This window comes from Blastococcus sp. SYSU DS0619, assembly GCF_054051035.1.
Genome location: NZ_JBJHAM010000027.1, coordinates 25,368 through 42,233, shown reverse-complemented (window position 1 = coordinate 42,233; position 16,866 = coordinate 25,368). Strand labels below are relative to the sequence as shown.

General features: G+C 69.5%; 30 protein-coding genes. All 30 read left to right on the top strand.

Going from position 1 to position 16,866, the window contains the following annotated elements:
- The first annotated feature begins 211 nt into the window (after positions 1-211).
- The 30 genes from rpsJ to ACI79T_RS19540 all read left to right on the top strand — a co-directional run bounded on the left by rpsJ (position 212) and on the right by ACI79T_RS19540 (position 16,786).
- Entirely contained in the window at positions 212-517 is a 306-nt protein-coding gene (gene rpsJ / locus ACI79T_RS19685) for a 30S ribosomal protein S10 (protein WP_014377994.1), read from the top strand.
- Between the two features lie 15 nt (positions 518-532).
- Positions 533-1,198, top strand: a complete 666-nt coding sequence (gene rplC / locus ACI79T_RS19680; protein ID WP_456611779.1) for a 50S ribosomal protein L3 — start codon at positions 533-535, stop codon at positions 1,196-1,198.
- Positions 1,195-1,971 (top strand): 50S ribosomal protein L4, encoded by a 777-nt coding sequence (rplD, locus tag ACI79T_RS19675; protein WP_456611778.1) that lies wholly within the window; start codon positions 1,195-1,197, stop codon positions 1,969-1,971. Before rplC ends, rplD begins: the two co-directional genes overlap by 4 nt.
- Entirely contained in the window at positions 1,968-2,270 is a 303-nt protein-coding gene (gene rplW / locus ACI79T_RS19670) for a 50S ribosomal protein L23 (RefSeq protein WP_269192796.1), read from the top strand. Before rplD ends, rplW begins: the two co-directional genes overlap by 4 nt.
- 75 nt (positions 2,271-2,345) lie before the next feature.
- Positions 2,346-3,179, top strand: coding sequence for a 50S ribosomal protein L2 (gene rplB / locus ACI79T_RS19665; RefSeq protein WP_456611777.1), 834 nt, complete (start codon positions 2,346-2,348; stop codon positions 3,177-3,179).
- 23 nt (positions 3,180-3,202) lie between these two features.
- Positions 3,203-3,484: a 30S ribosomal protein S19 gene (gene rpsS / locus ACI79T_RS19660; protein ID WP_091536448.1), complete on the top strand. Its 282-nt coding sequence runs from the start codon at positions 3,203-3,205 to the stop codon at positions 3,482-3,484.
- 20 nt (positions 3,485-3,504) lie between these two features.
- Positions 3,505-3,972 (top strand): 50S ribosomal protein L22, encoded by a 468-nt coding sequence (rplV, locus tag ACI79T_RS19655; protein WP_442864569.1) that lies wholly within the window; start codon positions 3,505-3,507, stop codon positions 3,970-3,972.
- Positions 3,972-4,910: a 30S ribosomal protein S3 gene (gene rpsC / locus ACI79T_RS19650; protein ID WP_456611776.1), complete on the top strand. Its 939-nt coding sequence runs from the start codon at positions 3,972-3,974 to the stop codon at positions 4,908-4,910. The genes rplV and rpsC overlap by 1 nt, the downstream gene beginning before the upstream one ends.
- A gap of 3 nt (positions 4,911-4,913) precedes the next feature.
- Positions 4,914-5,330: a 50S ribosomal protein L16 gene (gene rplP / locus ACI79T_RS19645; RefSeq protein WP_104523783.1), complete on the top strand. Its 417-nt coding sequence runs from the start codon at positions 4,914-4,916 to the stop codon at positions 5,328-5,330.
- The gene (rpmC, locus tag ACI79T_RS19640) at positions 5,330-5,563 is read left to right on the top strand and encodes a 50S ribosomal protein L29 (protein ID WP_097194642.1); all 234 of its coding nucleotides are present in this window, start codon (positions 5,330-5,332) and stop codon (positions 5,561-5,563) included. The genes rplP and rpmC overlap by 1 nt, the downstream gene beginning before the upstream one ends.
- Entirely contained in the window at positions 5,560-5,862 is a 303-nt protein-coding gene (gene rpsQ / locus ACI79T_RS19635; RefSeq protein WP_456611775.1) for a 30S ribosomal protein S17, read from the top strand. Before rpmC ends, rpsQ begins: the two co-directional genes overlap by 4 nt.
- Before the next feature lie 219 nt (positions 5,863-6,081).
- A complete protein-coding gene (gene rplN / locus ACI79T_RS19630; RefSeq protein WP_014377983.1) occupies positions 6,082-6,450 on the top strand; it encodes a 50S ribosomal protein L14 in 369 nt (122 codons plus the stop codon).
- A 2-nt stretch (positions 6,451-6,452) separates the two neighbouring features.
- Entirely contained in the window at positions 6,453-6,800 is a 348-nt protein-coding gene (gene rplX / locus ACI79T_RS19625; protein WP_442864571.1) for a 50S ribosomal protein L24, read from the top strand.
- A 2-nt stretch (positions 6,801-6,802) separates the two neighbouring features.
- The gene (gene rplE / locus ACI79T_RS19620) at positions 6,803-7,387 is read left to right on the top strand and encodes a 50S ribosomal protein L5 (RefSeq protein WP_456611774.1); all 585 of its coding nucleotides are present in this window, start codon (positions 6,803-6,805) and stop codon (positions 7,385-7,387) included.
- A 19-nt stretch (positions 7,388-7,406) separates the two neighbouring features.
- Positions 7,407-7,592, top strand: coding sequence for a type Z 30S ribosomal protein S14 (locus ACI79T_RS19615; RefSeq protein WP_089336472.1), 186 nt, complete (start codon positions 7,407-7,409; stop codon positions 7,590-7,592).
- 129 nt (positions 7,593-7,721) lie between these two features.
- Entirely contained in the window at positions 7,722-8,126 is a 405-nt protein-coding gene (gene rpsH, locus ACI79T_RS19610; protein WP_456611773.1) for a 30S ribosomal protein S8, read from the top strand.
- Between the two features lie 15 nt (positions 8,127-8,141).
- Positions 8,142-8,681: a 50S ribosomal protein L6 gene (rplF, locus tag ACI79T_RS19605; protein ID WP_456611772.1), complete on the top strand. Its 540-nt coding sequence runs from the start codon at positions 8,142-8,144 to the stop codon at positions 8,679-8,681.
- Positions 8,681-9,088: a 50S ribosomal protein L18 gene (gene rplR / locus ACI79T_RS19600; protein ID WP_269193296.1), complete on the top strand. Its 408-nt coding sequence runs from the start codon at positions 8,681-8,683 to the stop codon at positions 9,086-9,088. Before rplF ends, rplR begins: the two co-directional genes overlap by 1 nt.
- 49 nt (positions 9,089-9,137) lie before the next feature.
- Positions 9,138-9,752, top strand: coding sequence for a 30S ribosomal protein S5 (rpsE, locus tag ACI79T_RS19595; protein WP_026857030.1), 615 nt, complete (start codon positions 9,138-9,140; stop codon positions 9,750-9,752).
- 1 nt (position 9,753) lies between these two features.
- Complete coding sequence (rpmD, locus tag ACI79T_RS19590; RefSeq protein ID WP_456611771.1) at positions 9,754-9,936, top strand: 50S ribosomal protein L30; 183 nt, start codon at positions 9,754-9,756, stop codon at positions 9,934-9,936.
- A gap of 34 nt (positions 9,937-9,970) precedes the next feature.
- Positions 9,971-10,414 (top strand): 50S ribosomal protein L15, encoded by a 444-nt coding sequence (gene rplO / locus ACI79T_RS19585; RefSeq protein ID WP_456611770.1) that lies wholly within the window; start codon positions 9,971-9,973, stop codon positions 10,412-10,414.
- A 114-nt stretch (positions 10,415-10,528) separates the two neighbouring features.
- On the top strand, positions 10,529-11,839 hold the full coding sequence (gene secY, locus ACI79T_RS19580; protein ID WP_456611769.1) for a preprotein translocase subunit SecY: 1,311 nt from the start codon (positions 10,529-10,531) through the stop codon (positions 11,837-11,839).
- On the top strand, positions 11,839-12,441 hold the full coding sequence (locus tag ACI79T_RS19575) for an adenylate kinase (protein WP_456611768.1): 603 nt from the start codon (positions 11,839-11,841) through the stop codon (positions 12,439-12,441). The genes secY and ACI79T_RS19575 overlap by 1 nt, the downstream gene beginning before the upstream one ends.
- Positions 12,442-12,469: 28 nt before the next feature.
- The gene (gene map / locus ACI79T_RS19570; protein WP_456611767.1) at positions 12,470-13,327 is read left to right on the top strand and encodes a type I methionyl aminopeptidase; all 858 of its coding nucleotides are present in this window, start codon (positions 12,470-12,472) and stop codon (positions 13,325-13,327) included.
- Positions 13,328-13,605: 278 nt separating this feature from the next.
- On the top strand, positions 13,606-13,827 hold the full coding sequence (gene infA, locus ACI79T_RS19565) for a translation initiation factor IF-1 (protein ID WP_012950459.1): 222 nt from the start codon (positions 13,606-13,608) through the stop codon (positions 13,825-13,827).
- A gap of 73 nt (positions 13,828-13,900) precedes the next feature.
- On the top strand, positions 13,901-14,014 hold the full coding sequence (gene rpmJ / locus ACI79T_RS19560; protein ID WP_012950458.1) for a 50S ribosomal protein L36: 114 nt from the start codon (positions 13,901-13,903) through the stop codon (positions 14,012-14,014).
- Positions 14,015-14,041: 27 nt separating this feature from the next.
- Positions 14,042-14,416 carry a 30S ribosomal protein S13 gene (rpsM, locus tag ACI79T_RS19555; protein WP_456611766.1) on the top strand — a complete coding sequence of 125 codons (375 nt, stop codon included), beginning with the start codon at positions 14,042-14,044 and terminating at the stop codon, positions 14,414-14,416.
- Positions 14,417-14,533: 117 nt separating this feature from the next.
- Entirely contained in the window at positions 14,534-14,941 is a 408-nt protein-coding gene (gene rpsK / locus ACI79T_RS19550) for a 30S ribosomal protein S11 (RefSeq protein ID WP_376870807.1), read from the top strand.
- A 35-nt stretch (positions 14,942-14,976) separates the two neighbouring features.
- Positions 14,977-15,603 (top strand): 30S ribosomal protein S4, encoded by a 627-nt coding sequence (gene rpsD / locus ACI79T_RS19545; protein WP_456611765.1) that lies wholly within the window; start codon positions 14,977-14,979, stop codon positions 15,601-15,603.
- Between the two features lie 106 nt (positions 15,604-15,709).
- The gene (locus ACI79T_RS19540) at positions 15,710-16,786 is read left to right on the top strand and encodes a DNA-directed RNA polymerase subunit alpha (RefSeq protein ID WP_269192808.1); all 1,077 of its coding nucleotides are present in this window, start codon (positions 15,710-15,712) and stop codon (positions 16,784-16,786) included.
- Positions 16,787-16,866: the final 80 nt, after the last annotated feature.

The window sequence follows — 16,866 nt, the reverse complement described above, 5'->3', positions numbered from 1 at the left end:
TGGGTTCGGGTGTTCCGGGGGGGGGGGGGGCGCCGCGGGGGGGCCGGGGCGCGAATAAAAAAGATCATAAAAAACCCCGGCGGGGGGCGGCGGGGGGGGCGCCCCCCCCCCCCCGGCCTTGGGTTCTCCGGACCGAAGCGTCCGGACGAGCCTGCGGGTCAGCAGACCCACCTGAACTTTCACAACCGATCGGCAGGAGCGAAAACAGGCGATGGCGGGACAGAAGATCCGCATCCGGCTGAAGGCCTACGACCACGAGGCCATCGACGCATCGGCGCGGCGCATCGTGGAGACGGTGACGAAGACCGGAGCGCGCGTCGTCGGCCCGGTGCCGCTGCCGACGGAGAAGAACGTGTACGCGGTGATCCGGTCTCCGCACAAGTACAAGGACTCGTTCGAGCACTTCGAGATGCGGACGCACAAGCGGCTCATCGACATCCTCGACCCGACGCCGAAGACGGTCGACGCGCTCATGCGCATCGACCTCCCGGCCTCGGTCGACGTCAACATTCAGTAAGGGCAGTCAGCAGACATGGCGAGCACATTTCGCGGTCTCCTCGGCGAGAAGCTGGGGATGACCCAGGTTTTCGACGAGAACAACCGTCTCGTGCCGGTGACCGTCGTCAAGGCGGGCCCGTGTGTGGTGACCCAGGTGCGCACCCCCGAGGTCGACGGCTATTCGGCCGTCCAGCTCGGGTTCGGTGAGATCGACCCGCGCAAGGTGAACCGTCCCGAGGGCGGGCACTTCACCAAGGCGGGCGTGACGCCGCGGCGGCACCTGGTGGAACTCCGCACCTCGGACGCCGGCAACTACACGGTCGGCCAGGAGCTGACCACCGACGTGTTCGACGGCGTGGCCAAGGTCGACGTCATCGGCACCAGCAAGGGCAAGGGCACCGCCGGCGTCATGAAGCGTCACGGCTTCAAGGGCCTCGGCGCGTCGCACGGCACCCAGCGCAAGCACCGTTCGCCCGGTTCCATCGGTGGCGCGTCCACCCCCGGCCGCGTGTTCAAGGGCCTGAAGATGGCCGGTCGCATGGGCGCGGTGAAGACGACCACGCTCTCGCTGGTCGTGCACAAGGTCGACGCGGAGCGCGGGCTCATCCTGATCAAGGGTGCTGTCCCCGGTCCCAAGGGTGGCCTGCTCCTCGTCCGCTCCGCGGTCAAGGGCGGCCCCGTGGGGAGTGACGAGAAGTGAGCCAGTCCATCGAGACGCGGACCGACCGCCAGGTCGACGTCCGCACCCCGGCGGGGGAGACCTCCGGCAGCGTCACGCTGCCCGGTGAGCTCTTCGACGCCAGCGCGAACGTCTCGCTCATGCACCAGGTGGTCGTGGCCCAACTGGCCGCGGCCCGCCAGGGCACGCACGCGACCAAGACGCGCGGCAAGGTCAGCGGTGGTGGCGCCAAGCCGTACCGCCAGAAGGGCACCGGCCGCGCGCGCCAGGGCTCGACCCGGGCGCCGCAGTTCGCCGGCGGTGGCACCGTGCACGGCCCGCAGCCGCGCAGCTACGAGCAGAAGACCCCGAAGAAGATGAAGGCCGCCGCCCTGCGCGGTGCCCTCTCCGACCGGGCCCGCGAGGGCCGGGTGCACGTGGTCTCCGCGTTCGTCGACGGTGACGCCCCCAAGACGCGGGCGGCGCTGGCCACCCTGCGCGCCGTCACCCAGGCCCAGCGCGTGCTCATCGTGCTGGACCGGGACGACGTCCTGAACTGGGTGAGCCTGCGCAACGTGCCCGAGGTGCACCTGATCGAGGCCGGCCAGCTCAACACGTACGACGTGCTGGTCGCCGACGAGGTCATCTTCACCGAGGCCGCGCTCGCCGAGTTCGTGGCCGGGCCGGTCAAGGGCAAGCGCTCGGGCACCGACCTGCCGGACCTCGCCACCTCCGAGATCCCCGGTGGCATCCCGTCCATCGCCCCCGCCGCCGGTGAGGGCACCGTCGAAGAGACCACCGAGGAGAAGGCATGAGCGTCCGCGACCCCCGGGACGTCCTGCTCGCCCCGGTCATCTCCGAGAAGAGCTACGGCCTCCTGGACGGCAACCAGTACACGTTCATCGTGCGACCGGACGCCAACAAGACGCAGATCAAGATCGCGGTCGAGCAGATCTTCAAGGTGAAGGTCCTCGGCGTGAACACGATCAACCGCCAGGGCAAGCGCAAGCGCAGCCGCGGCGCGCAGATGGGCAAGCGCAAGGACACCAAGCGCGCCATCGTCAGCGTGGCCGCCGGCGACCGCATCGAGATCTTCGGGGGCCCGGGAGTCTGAGGCGGCCGGGCTTCCCGCCCGCCCCTCGCACCCGGATCCACGGACCAGAGATAGAAGACAGGGACTGAGTCAGCAATGGCTATCCGCAAGTACAAGCCGACGACGCCGGGCCGACGCGGCTCCAGCGTCGCCGACTTCGCCGAGGTCACCCGCGACCACCCCGAGAAGTCGCTGGTCCGGCCGCTGCACGGTCGTGGCGGGCGCAACGTGCACGGGAAGGTCACCGCTCGTCACCAGGGCGGCGGTCACAAGCGTGCCTACCGGGTGATCGACTTCCGCCGGGCCGACAAGGACGGCGTGCCGGCCAAGGTCGCGCACATCGAGTACGACCCGAACCGCACGTCGCGGATCGCGCTCCTGCACTTCGCCGACGGCGAGAAGCGGTACATCATCGCTCCCGCCCGGCTGAAGCAGGGCGACCCCGTCGAGTGCGGTCCCGCCGCCGACATCAAGCCCGGCAACAACCTGCCGCTGCGGAACATCCCCGTGGGCACGGTGGTTCATGCCATCGAGCTCCGTCCCGGTGGCGGCGCGAAGATCGCCCGGTCGGCGGGTACCAGCGTCCAGCTGGTCGCCCGTGAGGGCCGGTTCGCCCAGCTGCGCATGCCGTCGGGCGAGATCCGCAACGTCGACGTGCGCTGCCGCGCGACCGTCGGCGAGGTGGGCAACGCCGAGCAGTCGAACATCAACTGGGGCAAGGCCGGCCGGATGCGGTGGAAGGGCAAGCGCCCGACCGTCCGCGGTGTCGCGATGAACCCGGTCGACCACCCGCACGGTGGTGGTGAAGGCAAGACCTCCGGTGGTCGCCACCCGGTGAACCCGAACGGCAAGCCGGAGGGCCGGACGCGCAAGCGGAAGGCCAGTGACGCCATGATCGTGCGCCGCCGGCGCACCAACAAGAAGCGCTGAGCGGGTAAAGGAGTCCGATAGACATGCCACGCAGCCTGAAGAAGGGCCCGTTCGTCGACGACCACCTGCTCGCCAAGGTGGACGCCCAGAACGAAAAGGGCACCAAGAACGTGATCCGTACCTGGTCGCGCCGCTCGACGATCATCCCGGACATGCTGGGCCACACCCTCGCGGTGCACGACGGCCGCAAGCACGTCCCGGTGTTCGTCACCGAGGCGATGGTCGGGCACAAGCTCGGGGAGTTCGCGCCGACGCGCACCTTCCGCGGGCACATCAAGGACGACCGCCGTTCGCGGCGGGGCTGACCAGGTAGAGAGAGATTCAGATGACTTCCCAGTTGGGACAGGAGGCACCGGTCGCCCGGGCAACGGCCCGGTTCGTCCGCGTGACCCCCATGAAGGCCCGCCGGGTGGTGGACCTGATCCGCTACCTGCCGACGGACGAGGCCCTGGCCCTGCTGCGGTTCGCACCGCAGTCGGCCAGTGAGCCGGTCGCCAAGGTCGTCGCGAGCGCGGTGGCCAATGCCGAGCACAACCTGCAGCTGGACCCGGCTGCACTCGTGGTCAGCGCCGCCTACGTCGACGAGGGCCCCACGCTGAAGCGGATCCGTCCGCGTGCGCAGGGCCGGGCGTTCCGCATCAACAAGCGGACCAGCCACATCACCATCGAGGTGAGCGAGGTGGCCACCAGCGCCGTCCTCGCGCAGAAGTCGCGCAAGGCGCGCCGGGACACCGGCCAGTCCGGCCCGGCGACCCAGCAGTCCACCAGCAACACGAGGGGAGGGACCCGCTAGTGGGTCAGAAGGTCAACCCGCACGGGTTCCGACTCGGGATCACCACCGACTACAAGTCCCGGTGGTACGCGGACAAGCTGTACAAGGACTACGTCAAGGAAGACGTCGCGATCCGCAAGCTCATGTCCAAGGGCATGGAGCGGGCCGGCATCTCCAAGGTGGAGATCGAGCGCACCCGTGACCGGGTCCGCGTCGACATCCACACCGCCCGTCCGGGCATCGTCATCGGCCGCCGCGGCGCCGAGGCGGACCGCATCCGCGGCGAGCTGGAGAAGCTCACCGGCAAGCAGGTGCAGCTGAACATCCTCGAGGTCAAGAACCCCGAGTCCGACGCGCAGCTGGTCGCCCAGGGCGTGGCCGAGCAGCTCTCCAGCCGGGTCAGCTTCCGTCGTGCCATGCGCAAGGCCATGCAGTCCGCGCAGCGGAGCCCGCAGGTCAAGGGCATCCGGGTGCAGTGCTCGGGCCGCCTCGGCGGCACGGAGATGAGCCGCTCGGAGTTCTACCGCGAGGGCCGCGTGCCCCTGCACACGCTCCGGGCGAACATCGACTACGGCATCTACGAGGCCCGGACGACCTTCGGTCGCATCGGCGTCAAGGTGTGGATCTACAAGGGCGACGTCAGCGGCTCGCGCGCCGAGCGGGAGGCCCTCGAGGCCCTCGCCCAGCGTCAGCAGCGGCGTGAGCGCGCGCAGCGGCCGCAGCGCCGTTCGGGCTCCTCGGGCACCACCGCCGGTGGCACCGAGGCCGGGCGCGCCGCCGTCGAGTCCTCGACCGGGCCGGTCGCCGACACCACGCCGGCCGCCGAGAGCACCGTGGCGCAGACCTCCGGCGAGGTCGCGTCCGAGCAGACCGTCGCCCAGGCCGCGGGTCCCGAGGCCACTGCGGCCGCCGAGACCACGGCTGCCGACAACACGGCGACCGAGAACACGGAGAGCTGAGCCATGCTCATCCCACGGCGCGTCAAGCACCGCAAGCAGCACCACCCGAGCCGATCCGGCCGGGCCAAGGGTGGCACCGAGATCAACTTCGGCGAGTTCGCCATCCAGGCCCTAGAGCCGGCCTACGTGACGAACCGGCAGATCGAGTCGGCGCGTATCGCGATGACCCGGCACATCAAGCGTGGCGGAAAGGTGTGGATCTCGATCTACCCCGACCGTCCGCTGACCAAGAAGCCCGCCGAGACCCGCATGGGTTCCGGTAAGGGTTCGCCCGAGTGGTGGGTGGCCAACGTCAAGCCCGGCCGCGTGCTGTTCGAGCTGTCCGGTGTCGCCGAGCCCGTGGCCCGCGAGGCCATGCGCCGCGCGATCCACAAGCTGCCGATGAAGTGCCGCTTCATCACGCGTGAAGGAGAAGTGTGATGGCCGCTGGTCTGACCGCTCCCGAGCTGCGCGAGCTCTCTGCTGACGAGCTCGCCTCGCGGCTGCGCGAGTCCAAGGAAGAACTGTTCAACCTGCGGTTCCAGGTGGCCACCGGCCAGCTGGACAACAACCGGCGACTGCAGACCGTCCGCCGCGACATCGCCCGGATCTACACGATCATGCGCGAGCGCGAGCTGGGTCTCTCGGTCGCCCCGAACGAGGGTGTGGCATGAGCGATCCCCAGACGGTGAGCACCGGGTCGTCCGGTCCCGGCCTGGCCGGCCGCGGCTACCGCAAGGTCCGTGAGGGCCTGGTCGTCAGCGACAAGATGGAGAAGACCATCGTCGTCGAGGTCGAGGACCGCGTGAAGCACGGCCTGTACGGCAAGGTCATCCGCCGGACGAGCAAGCTGAAGGCGCACGACGAGCAGGGGGTCGCCGGCATCGGTGACCGCGTGCAGATCATGGAGACCCGGCCCACGTCGGCCACCAAGCGGTGGCGGCTGGTCGAGGTCATCGAGAAGGCCAAGTAAGCCAGCACCAGGCGGCCCTCCGGGGTCGCTGCAGGTAGGAGTACCCTGAACGACTGGCGCGCACCTCATCGCTCTCGAGGTGGTCGCGCGCCGCATCCCGGTACCCGTGCCTCGGACGCACCGGCGGCTGTCCAGCCGCCGGTGCGTCCGCACGCGGGTGCCGGACAGCCGGTTCACCGTTCCGGCCCGGCTGTCACCACAAGTATTGGGGAGTAGGACGTGATCCAGCAGGAGTCGCGGCTGCGAGTCGCCGACAACACCGGTGCGAAGGAGATCCTCTGCATCCGGGTTCTCGGTGGCTCCGGGCGACGCTACGCGGGCATCGGTGACGTCATCGTCGGCACCGTGAAGGACGCGCTGCCGGGCGCCGGCGTCAAGAAGGGCGACGTCGTCAAGGCCGTCATCGTCCGCACGGTGAAGGAGCGTCGTCGTCCCGACGGCTCCTACATCCGCTTCGACGAGAACGCCGCGGTCATCATCCGCGACAGCGGCGACCCGCGCGGCACGCGCATCTTCGGGCCGGTCGGCCGGGAGCTCCGCGACAAGCGCTTCATGCGGATCATCTCGCTCGCCCCGGAGGTGTTGTGATCATGGCTCAGGCAGCCAGCGGGAAGACCCCGTCGATGAAGGTCAAGAAGGGCGACACCGTCCTCGTGCTGTCCGGCAAGGACAAGGGCGCGAAGGGCCGCGTCATCGCCGCCTACCCCAAGCTCCAGAAGGTTCTGGTCGAGGGCGTCGGCCGGGTGAAGAAGCACACCCGCATCAGCTCCACGCAGCGCGGCGCCCAGCAGGGCGGGATCGTCACGCAGGAGGCGCCCATCCACGTGAGCAACGTGATGGTGATCGACTCCGAGGACAAGCCGACCCGGGTCGGCTACCGCAAGGACGAGGAAGGCCGCAACATCCGGGTCTCGCGGCGCACCGGTAAGGACCTCTGATCATGAGCGCACCCACCCGTGAGCTGCCCCGCATGCTCGCCAACTACCGCGAGAACATCGCGCCGGCCCTGCAGGGCGAGTTCGGCTACGAGAACGTCATGCAGATCCCGCGCCTGACGAAGATCGTCGTCAACATGGGCGTCGGCGAGGCCACCCGCGACGCCAAGCTGATGGACGGCGCGGTCCGCGACCTCACCGCCATCACCGGCCAGAAGCCGGCCGTCGTCCGCGCCCGCAAGTCCATCGCCCAGTTCAAGCTGCGCGAGGGCATGCCGATCGGCGCGAAGGTCACCCTGCGCGGCGACCGCATGTGGGAGTTCCTCGACCGGCTGCTGTCGCTGGCGCTTCCCCGTATCCGTGACTTCCGCGGCCTGAACGCCAAGCAGTTCGACGGCCACGGCAACTACACGTTCGGGCTGAACGAGCAGTCGATGTTCCGTGAGATCGACGTCGACAAGATCGACCGGCAGCGCGGCATGGACATCACGCTGGTCACCACCGCCACCACCGACGAGGAGGGTCGCGAGCTGCTCCGCCAGCTCGGTTTCCCCTTCGCCGGTCAGCCCGTCGTCACGACCGTCCGCTGAGTCGGGCAGGAGAGAAGCTATGGCCAAGAAGGCGCTGATCAACAAGGCGGCCCGCAAGCCCAAGTTCGCGGTCCGCGGGTACACCCGCTGCCAGCGGTGCGGTCGCCCGCACTCGGTCTTCCGCAAGTTCGGCCTGTGCCGGATCTGCCTGCGGGAGATGGCCCACGCCGGGGAGCTCCCGGGCGTGCGCAAGTCCAGCTGGTAACGCCCAGCACCGGCCCCCCGAGGCCGTCTCATCCACGCACCACCGATCGCCGAGAGGCCCACGCGCCAAGTCCGGGACGACCCGGCGCATGAGGAACCGCGGCGAGAGAGGCACCACCACGCCATGACCATGACCGACCCGATCGCAGACATGCTGACGCGGCTGCGGAACGCCAATCAGGCGTACCACGACGCCGCTGTCATGCCGTCGTCGAAGCTCAAGACGCACATCGCCGAGATCCTCCAGCAGGAGGGCTACATCGCCGGCTGGCGCGTCGACGACACCGACAAGGACGGGAACCCGTTCAAGCAGCTGGTGATCGACCTGAAGTACGGCCCCAACCGCGAGCGCAGCATCGCCGGGGTCCGTCGGGTCTCGAAGCCCGGTCTGCGGGTGTACGCGAAGTCCACCGCACTGCCCAAGGTGCTCGGCGGTCTCGGCGTGGCGATCATCTCCACCTCGACCGGGCTGCTGACCGACAAGCAGGCGAACAAGAAGGGCGTGGGTGGGGAAGTCCTCGCCTACGTCTGGTAAGAGGAGCGAGCAGAGATGTCACGGATCGGACGACTCCCGATCGCGGTGCCCGGTGGTGTCGACGTCGCCATCGACGGTCAGACGGTCAGCGTGAAGGGACCCAAGGGCGAGCTTCGCCACACGGTCGCCGCGCCGATCACCGTCGAGCGCGACGAGGACGGCACGCTGCGGGTGCAGCGCCCCAACGACGAGCGGCAGAACCGCGCCCTGCACGGGCTCTCGCGGACTCTGATCGCCAACATGATCACCGGCGTCACCGAGGGGTACACCAAGACCCTCGAGATCGTCGGTGTCGGATACCGCGTCCAGGCGCGCGGCTCGGACCTCGAGTTCGCCCTGGGCTACAGCCACCCCGTGCCGGTCAAGGCCCCCGAGGGGATCGCCTTCGCCGTCGAGTCCCCGACCCGCCTCCGGGTCACGGGGATCGACAAGCAGCTGGTCGGCGAGGTCGCAGCCAAGATCCGCAAGATCCGCAAGCCCGACCCGTACAAGGGCAAGGGCGTGCGGTATCAGGGCGAGGTCGTCAAGCGCAAGGTCGGGAAGACGGGTAAGTGATGGCTCAGGCAGAGAAGGCCGCCCGGGTGCACAAGCCCGTCGGCACCGACATCAGCACGGCGCGCCGCGTTTCGCGGCTGCGTCGCCACAACCGGCTGCGCAAGCGGGTCGCGGGCACGGCGGAACGTCCGCGCCTGGCCGTCAAGCGCAGCGCGCGCCACATCCACGTGCAGGTCATCGACGACACCGTCGGCCGCACCGTGGTCAGCGCCTCCACGATGGACGCCAGCCTGCGCGGGTCCGAGGGCGACAAGTCCGCCCTCGCCCGCCAGGTCGGTGCCCTGGTGGCCGAGCGCGCGAAGGCCGCCGGTATCTCGGCGGTCGTCTTCGACCGCGGGGGCAACCGCTACGCCGGGCGCATCGCCGCGCTGGCCGACGGTGCCCGCGAGGGTGGGCTGGACTTCTGATGACCACCCACCCCACCAGCACCAGCGAGCAGATCGAGAGGGACGTCTGATGCCAGGACCACAGCGACGCGGCGGCGGCGCCGGCGGCGGTAACGACCGCCGCGACCGTCGTGACGGCGGGCGGGGCCCCGGAGGCGCGCCCGCCGAGAAGAGCAACTACATCGAGCGCGTGGTCGCCATCAACCGCGTCTCCAAGGTCGTCAAGGGTGGTCGGCGCTTCAGCTTCACCGCCCTGGTGATCGTGGGCGACGGTGACGGCACCGTGGGCGTCGGCTACGGGAAGGCCAAGGAGGTGCCCGCGGCGATCGCCAAGGGCGTCGAGGAGGCCAAGAAGCACTTCTACAAGGTGCCCCGTATCGCCAGCACCATCCCGCACCCCGTGCAGGGTGAGGCGGCCGCCGGTGTCGTGCTGCTCAAGCCGGCCAGCCCCGGTACCGGTGTCATCGCCGGTGGTCCGGTGCGTGCCGTGCTGGAGTGCGCCGGCATCCACGACGTGCTCTCGAAGAGCCTCGGCTCGTCGAACCCGATCAACATCGTGCACGCCACCATGCAGGCGCTGAAGGACCTCGTCCGCCCCGAGGAGATCGCGGCCCGCCGCGGTCTGCCCCTCGAGGACGTCGCCCCGGCCGCCATGCTGCGCGCACGTGCGGGTCAGGGGGTCTGACATGTCGCAGCTGAAGGTCACCCAGGTCAAGTCGGCCATCGGCACCAAGCCCAACCAGCGCCAGACGCTGCGTTCGCTGGGCCTCAAGCGGATCAACGACTCGGTCGTCCAGGAGGACCGTCCCGAGATCCGCGGGATGGTCGCGACGGTGCCCCACCTGGTCACCGTCGAAGAGATCAGCTGACGCTGGTCCGACGAAGCGCTAGTAGGGACATCTCATGACTCTCAAGGTCCACCACCTGCGTCCGGCCCCCGGCGCCCACACCGCCAAGACCCGCGTGGGTCGCGGTGAGGGCTCCAAGGGCAAGACCGCCGGGCGCGGCACCAAGGGCACCGGCGCGCGGGGCACCGTCTCCGCGCGGTTCGAGGGTGGGCAGACCCCGCTGAACATGCGGCTGCCCAAGCTCTCGGGCTTCAAGCCGCCGAACAAGGTCGTGTTCCAGGTCGTCAACCTCGACCGGATCGCGTCGCTGTTCCCGCAGGGCGGGGCCGTCAACCCGGACACCCTGGCCGAGGCCGGCGCCGTGCGGCGCGGCCAGCCGGTCAAGGTGCTCGGCACCGGCGAGCTCGGCGGCGTCAAGGTCGACGTGCACGCGAACGCCTTCTCCGCCTCCGCGGCAGAGAAGATCGCCGCGGCCGGAGGCAGCACGACCCGCATCTGACGCCGGCGACCCCCGCGAGCGCGGACAACCGCGCCGCGGGGGTCGTCTGCTGCCCGGTCGCGTTCCGCGGCCGGGCTCGTTGCTAACCTCACTCGACCGATCAGGGGAGGGCACGTGCTGCAGGCGTTCGCCGCGGCGTTCCGGACGCCAGACCTCCGGCGCAAGCTGTTGTTCTCCCTGGCGATCATCGCCCTCTACCGGCTGGGCGCCGCGATCCCCGGACCGGGCGTCTCGGTGGAGGCGATCAACAGCTGCCTCGAGCAGGCCCAGGCGTCGGACCAGCGCGACATCTACTCGCTGGTCAACCTGTTCTCCGGCGGTGCGCTGCTCCGGCTGAGCGTCTTCGCGCTGGGGATCATGCCGTACATCACGGCGAGCATCATCGTGCAGCTGCTGGTCGTGGTCATCCCGCGCTTCGAGCAGCTGAAGAAGGAAGGGCAGTCGGGTCAGGCCAAGCTGACCCAGTACACCCGCTACCTGACCATCGCGCTCGCGGTCCTGCAGAGCACCGGCATCATCGCCCTCGCGCGCAGCGGCCAGCTCTTCCCCAACTGCTCCGAGCAGATCATCCCGTCGGAGTCGGTCTGGACGACGGTGATCCTGGTGATCACGCTGACCGCCGGCACGGCGCTGATCATGTGGCTCGGTGAGCTGCTCACCGAGAAGGGGATCGGCAACGGCATGTCCGTGCTGATCTTCACCTCGATCGCTGCCCGGATCCCCGCCGAGGGCGGGTCGATCCTGCAGACCCGCGGCGGCATCGTGTTCGCCGTCGTCTGCGCCTTCGCCGTGGTCATCATCGGCACGGTGGTCTACGTCGAGCAGGCGCAGCGCCGCATCCCGGTGCAGTACGCCAAGCGGATGGTCGGCCGCCGCATGTACGGCGGCACGTCCACCTACCTGCCGCTGAAGGTGAACCAGGCCGGCGTCATCCCGGTCATCTTCGCCTCGTCGCTGCTGTACCTGCCCCAGCTGATCACGCAGCTGCAGGGCACCGAGACCGGCGCGGTGCGCCAGTTCTTCGAGACCTACATCATCGACCAGAGCAGTCCGGTCCACGTCGCCGTCTACTTCGCGATGATCATCTTCTTCACGTACTTCTACGTGTCGATCACGTTCAACCCGGAAGAGCGGGCCGACGACATGAAGCGCTACGGCGGCTTCATCCCGGGCATCCGGCCCGGCCGGCCCACCGCCGAGTACCTGCAGTACGTCCTGTCCCGGATCACGCTTCCGGGGTCGATCTACCTGGGTCTGGTCGCCGTCCTGCCGAACCTCTTCCTGTCGATCACGCAGGAGGGGCAGAACCAGAACTTCCCGTTCGGCGGTACCGCGGTCCTGATCATGGTCGGAGTGGGGTTGGAGACGGTGAAGCAGATCGAGACGCAACTGAACCAGCGCAACTACGAAGGGTTCCTGAAGTAGTGCGCATCGTCCTCCTGGGCCCTCCCGGAGCGGGCAAGGGCACCCAGGCGCAGATCATCGCCGACGAGCTCGGCGTCCCCGCGATCTCGACCGGTGACATCTTCCGGGCGAACGTCAGCGGGAAGACGGAGCTCGGCCAGCAGGTCAAGGCCTACCTCGACTCCGGCGAGCTCGTCCCAGACGAGATCACGGTGGCGATGGTGTCCGGCCGGCTGGCGGAGCCGGATGCGACCGGCGGCTTCCTGCTCGACGGCTTCCCGCGCAGCATCCCGCAGGCCGAGCAGCTCCGGGACTCCCTCGCGGCGGACGGTCAGTCCCTGGACCGGGTCCTCGAGCTGGTCGTCGACGAGGAGGAGCTGGTCCGGCGGCTCTCCGGCCGGCGCATGCTGGTCGACGGGCAGATGGTCCAGCGCGACGACGACAAGCCCGAGACGGTGCGGCACCGGTTGAAGGTCTACCGGGAACAGACCGCGCCGCTGTCCGGGTTCTACGAGGACGAGGGTCTGCTGGCCCGCATCGACGCGATCGGTGCGGTCGAGGAGGTCACCGCCCGGGCGCTCGCTGCGCTGGGTGTGGACCGCGCGCAGCCGAGCGCAGACTGAACACCGGGTACCGGAGGCGGAGCTGCACATGACAGGCGGGATCCTCGGCCGCCTCCCGCTGCTCGCCAAGTGGAGTGGACGCATGATCCAGATCAAGACCCCGCACGAGATCGAGCTGATGCGTGGCGCGGGCCTCGTCGTCGCCGGTGCCATCGCCGCCGTCCGGGCCGCGATCCGCCCCGGGGTGACCACCGGTGAGCTCGACGCGATCGCCGAGGACCACATCCGCAGCGCGGGCGCGGTCCCGTCGTTCCTCGGGTACCACGGGTTCACCGGCAGCATCTGCGCGTCCATCAACGACGAGATCGTGCACGGCATCCCGAACAAGAGCCGGGCGCTGGCCGAGGGCGACAACATCTCGATCGACTGCGGGGCGATCCTGCAGGGCTGGCACGGCGACTCCGCCGTGACGGTCACGGTGGGGGAGCCCTCCGCCGAGGACGCCGCGCTGCTCGCCGTCACCGAGCGGTCGATGTGGGCCGGGCTCGCCCGGGCCCTGGCCGGCGGCCGGCTGACCGACATCAGCTCCGCGGTGGAGCAGGCGATCCGGGACGAGGCACACCCGTACGGCATCGTCGACAACTACGGCGGGCACGGCATCGGCACGGAGATGCACCAGGACCCGCACGTGCTCAACTACGGGCGTCCCGGCCGCGGCCCGAAGCTCGTGCGGGGGTTGTGCCTGGCCATCGAGCCCATGGTCACCGTGGGCGACCCGGCGACGGTCGAGCTCGAGGACGGGTGGACCGTGGTGACGAAGGACGGCTCCCGGGCCGCCCACTTCGAGCACACGGTCGCCATCACCCCGGAGGGCCCGTGGGTCCTCACGGCCGAGGACGGCGGCGTCGCCGGTCTCGCCCCCTTCGGGATCACGCCCCGCACCTGACGGCCCCCCCGCCGCCCGTCCCGGGCGCCCCTGGAGCGCCGGGGGAGGCGTCATGACCGTGGTCACCCGGGACCGGGTTGGTGACGGGTGGGACACCGGGGTACGATCTTCTGTGGCGCTAGCGCCGTTCCGTCGTCGTGCTGTGGCCGCATGACCCGGAACGCCCTCTGCGAGAGCGTCAGCACCACCTGTTCTGCAATCTCCGAGCGCGTCCAGCCGGGCACCGGCGTGGGCGCACGAGGATCCAGTACCACCGAGTCGAGGAGCGCGTGTCGGGCATGGCGAAGAAGGACGGGGCCATCGAGGTCGAGGGTCGCGTCGTCGAGCCGCTGCCCAATGCGATGTTCCGGGTCGAGTTGCAGAACGGACACCGGGTGCTCGCCCACATCAGCGGCAAGATGCGGCAGCACTACATCCGCATCCTGCCCGAGGACCGCGTGGTCGTGGAGCTCTCGCCCTACGACCTGACCCGCGGTCGCATCGTCTACCGGTACAAGTAATCGCTCGGACCGCGCCAGCCCGACCGGCGGCGCGGGTCCGGCGCACGATCGACAGGAATGAGGGGCGGCACCGGTGAAGGTCCAGCCGTCGGTGAAGAAGATCTGCGACAAGTGCAAGGTGATCCGCCGGCACGGCCGGGTCATGGTCATCTGCGACAACGCCCGGCACAAGCAGCGCCAGGGCTGAGTCGAACAAACAGGGAGCACCTAGAACATGGCACGACTGGCCGGCGTCGACCTCCCCCGCGAGAAGCGGATGGAGGTCGCGCTCACCTACATCTATGGCATCGGCAAGACCCACGCCAAGGAGACCCTGGCCGCGACGGGCGTCAGCCCGGACCTGCGCGCCAAGGACCTCAGTGACGAGGACCTGCTGAAGCTGCGTGACTACATCGACGAGCACTTCCGCGTCGAGGGTGACCTGCGGCGCGAGGTCGCCGGCGACATCCGCCGGAAGATCGAGATCGGTTGCTACCAGGGCCTGCGGCACCGCCGCGGCCTCCCGGTGCACGGTCAGCGCACCAAGACCAACGCGCGCTCGAGCAAGGGCCCGCGCAAGACCATCGCGGGCAAGAAGAAGGCTCGCTGACCCACCACGTCGACGTGCGGTCACAGCGTCCCGTGAGGGCGGGAGTGACGGTGCGACACGTGTGCTGCCACCGAGCAGCACCCCCAGGCCACAGCAACTGAAGGAAACCGGAGAGACATGCCTCCCAGGGCTCGCACCGCGGCAGGTGCCAAGAAGGTCCGCCGCAAGGAGAAGAAGAACGTCGCCCACGGCGCCGCGCACATCAAGAGCACGTTCAACAACACGATCGTGTCGATCACCGACCCGAGCGGGAACGTGATCAGCTGGGCCTCCGCCGGCCACGTCGGCTTCAAGGGCTCGCGCAAGTCCACGCCGTTCGCGGCGCAGATGGCTGCCGAGAACGCCGCGCGCAAGGCGCAGGAGCACGGCATGCGCAAGGTCGACGTCTTCGTCAAGGGCCCTGGCTCCGGTCGTGAGACGGCCATCCGCTCCCTGCAGGCCACCGGCCTCGAGGTCGGGCAGATCCAGGACGTGACGCCGCAGCCGCACAACGGCTGCCGCCCCAAGAAGCGCCGCCGGGTCTGACCGGTCACTGACGAGACGAAACAGGAGTATTTGACGTGGCCCGTTACACCGGAGCCGATTGCCGCCTCTGCCGGCGCGAGAAGATGAAGCTGTTCCTCAAGGGCAGCAAGTGCGAGTCCGCGAAGTGCCCCATCGAGATCCGGCCCTACCCGCCGGGTGAGCACGGTCGTGGCCGCACCAAGGACAGCGAGTACCTGCTCCAGCTTCGCGAGAAGCAGAAGGCCCGCCGCATCTACGGCGTGCTGGAGAAGCAGTTCCGCGGCTACTACGAAGAGGCCAACCGCAAGACCGGCAAGACCGGCGAGGTCCTGCTGCAGATCCTCGAGTCGCGGCTGGACAACGTGGTCTACCGGGCCGGCTTCGCCGAGTCCCGCGACATGGCGCGCCAGCTGGTGCGCCACGGCCACATCCGGGTGAACGGCCGCAAGGTCGACATCCCGTCCTACCGGGTCACCGAGAACGACATCGTCGAGGTCGCGGAGAAGTCGCGCACGATGCTGCCGTTCGAGATCGCCCAGGCCCGCGCCGGCGAGCGCCCCGTGCCGCCGTGGCTGGAGGTCATCAGCAGCCAGCTGCGCGTCCTCGTGCACAACATCCCGGCCCGCCAGGTGATCGACACCCCGGTCCAGGAGCAGCTGATCGTCGAGCTGTACTCGAAGTAAGCACCACAGCACCACCGGCTCCGGCGGGCGGACAGATGCCCGCCGGAGCCAGCACCACCCCTCACGGCGTCATATGGCGGGTGCCGGAGGACCTGAAGGAGACACAATGCTCATCGCACAGCGCCCCACGCTGACCGAGGAGACCATCTCGGAGCAGCGCTCGCGGTTCATCATCGAGCCGCTCGAGCCGGGCTTCGGCTACACCCTCGGCAACTCCCTGCGGCGCACGCTGCTGTCGTCCATCCCCGGTGCGGCTGTCACCAGCATCCGCATCGAGGGCACCCTGCACGAGTTCACCACCGTGCCGGGAGTCAAGGAGGACGTCACCGAGATCATCCTGAACCTCAAGGGTCTCGTGGTCAGCTCCGACTCCGACGAGCCGGTGACCATGTACCTGCGCAAGCAGGGCCCCGGTGAGGTCACGGCGGCGGACATCGCCCCGCCGGCCGGCGTCGAGGTGCACAACCCCGAGCTGCACATCGCCACCCTGAACGGCAAGGGCCGACTCGAGATCGAGCTGGTCGTCGAGCGGGGCCGCGGCTACGTGCCTGCGCCGCAGAACAAGCAGCCCGGCCAGGAGATCGGCCGCATCCCCGTGGACTCGATCTACTCGCCGGTCCTCAAGGTCACCTACGCCGTCGAGGCGACCCGCGTCGAGCAGCGCACCGACTTCGACCGCCTCGTGGTCGACGTCGAGAGCAAGCCGTCGATCGCCCCGCGGGACGCCATCGCGTCCGCCGGGTCCACGCTGGTCGAGCTCTTCGGCCTGCTGCGCGAGCTGAACGTCGACGCCGAGGGCATCGAGGTCGGGCCCAGCCCGGCCGAGGCCGCCGACATCGCGAACTTCTCGATGCCGATCGAGGACATGGACCTCACCGTCCGGTCCTACAACTGCCTCAAGCGCGAGGGCGTGCACACCGTCGGTGAGCTCGTCACCCGCTCGGAGGCCGACCTGCTCGACATCCGGAACTTCGGCGCCAAGTCGATCGACGAGGTCAAGATGAAGCTGGCGGCCATGGGCCTCGCGCTCAAGGACAGCCCGCCCGGGTTCATCCCCACCTCGATCGAGAGCTACGACGAGGGCTACGAGACCGACGCCTACCAGGGCACGGGCGAGTTCGCCCCGGGCTACGAGCAGGCGCAGTACGACGAGGGCTCCTACCAGGAGACCGAGCAGCTCTGACCGGCGCGGGGGGGGGGGGGGGGGGGGGCCGCGCGGGGCGCCCCCCCCCGCCCCCCCCCCCCCCCCCCCCCCCCCCCCCC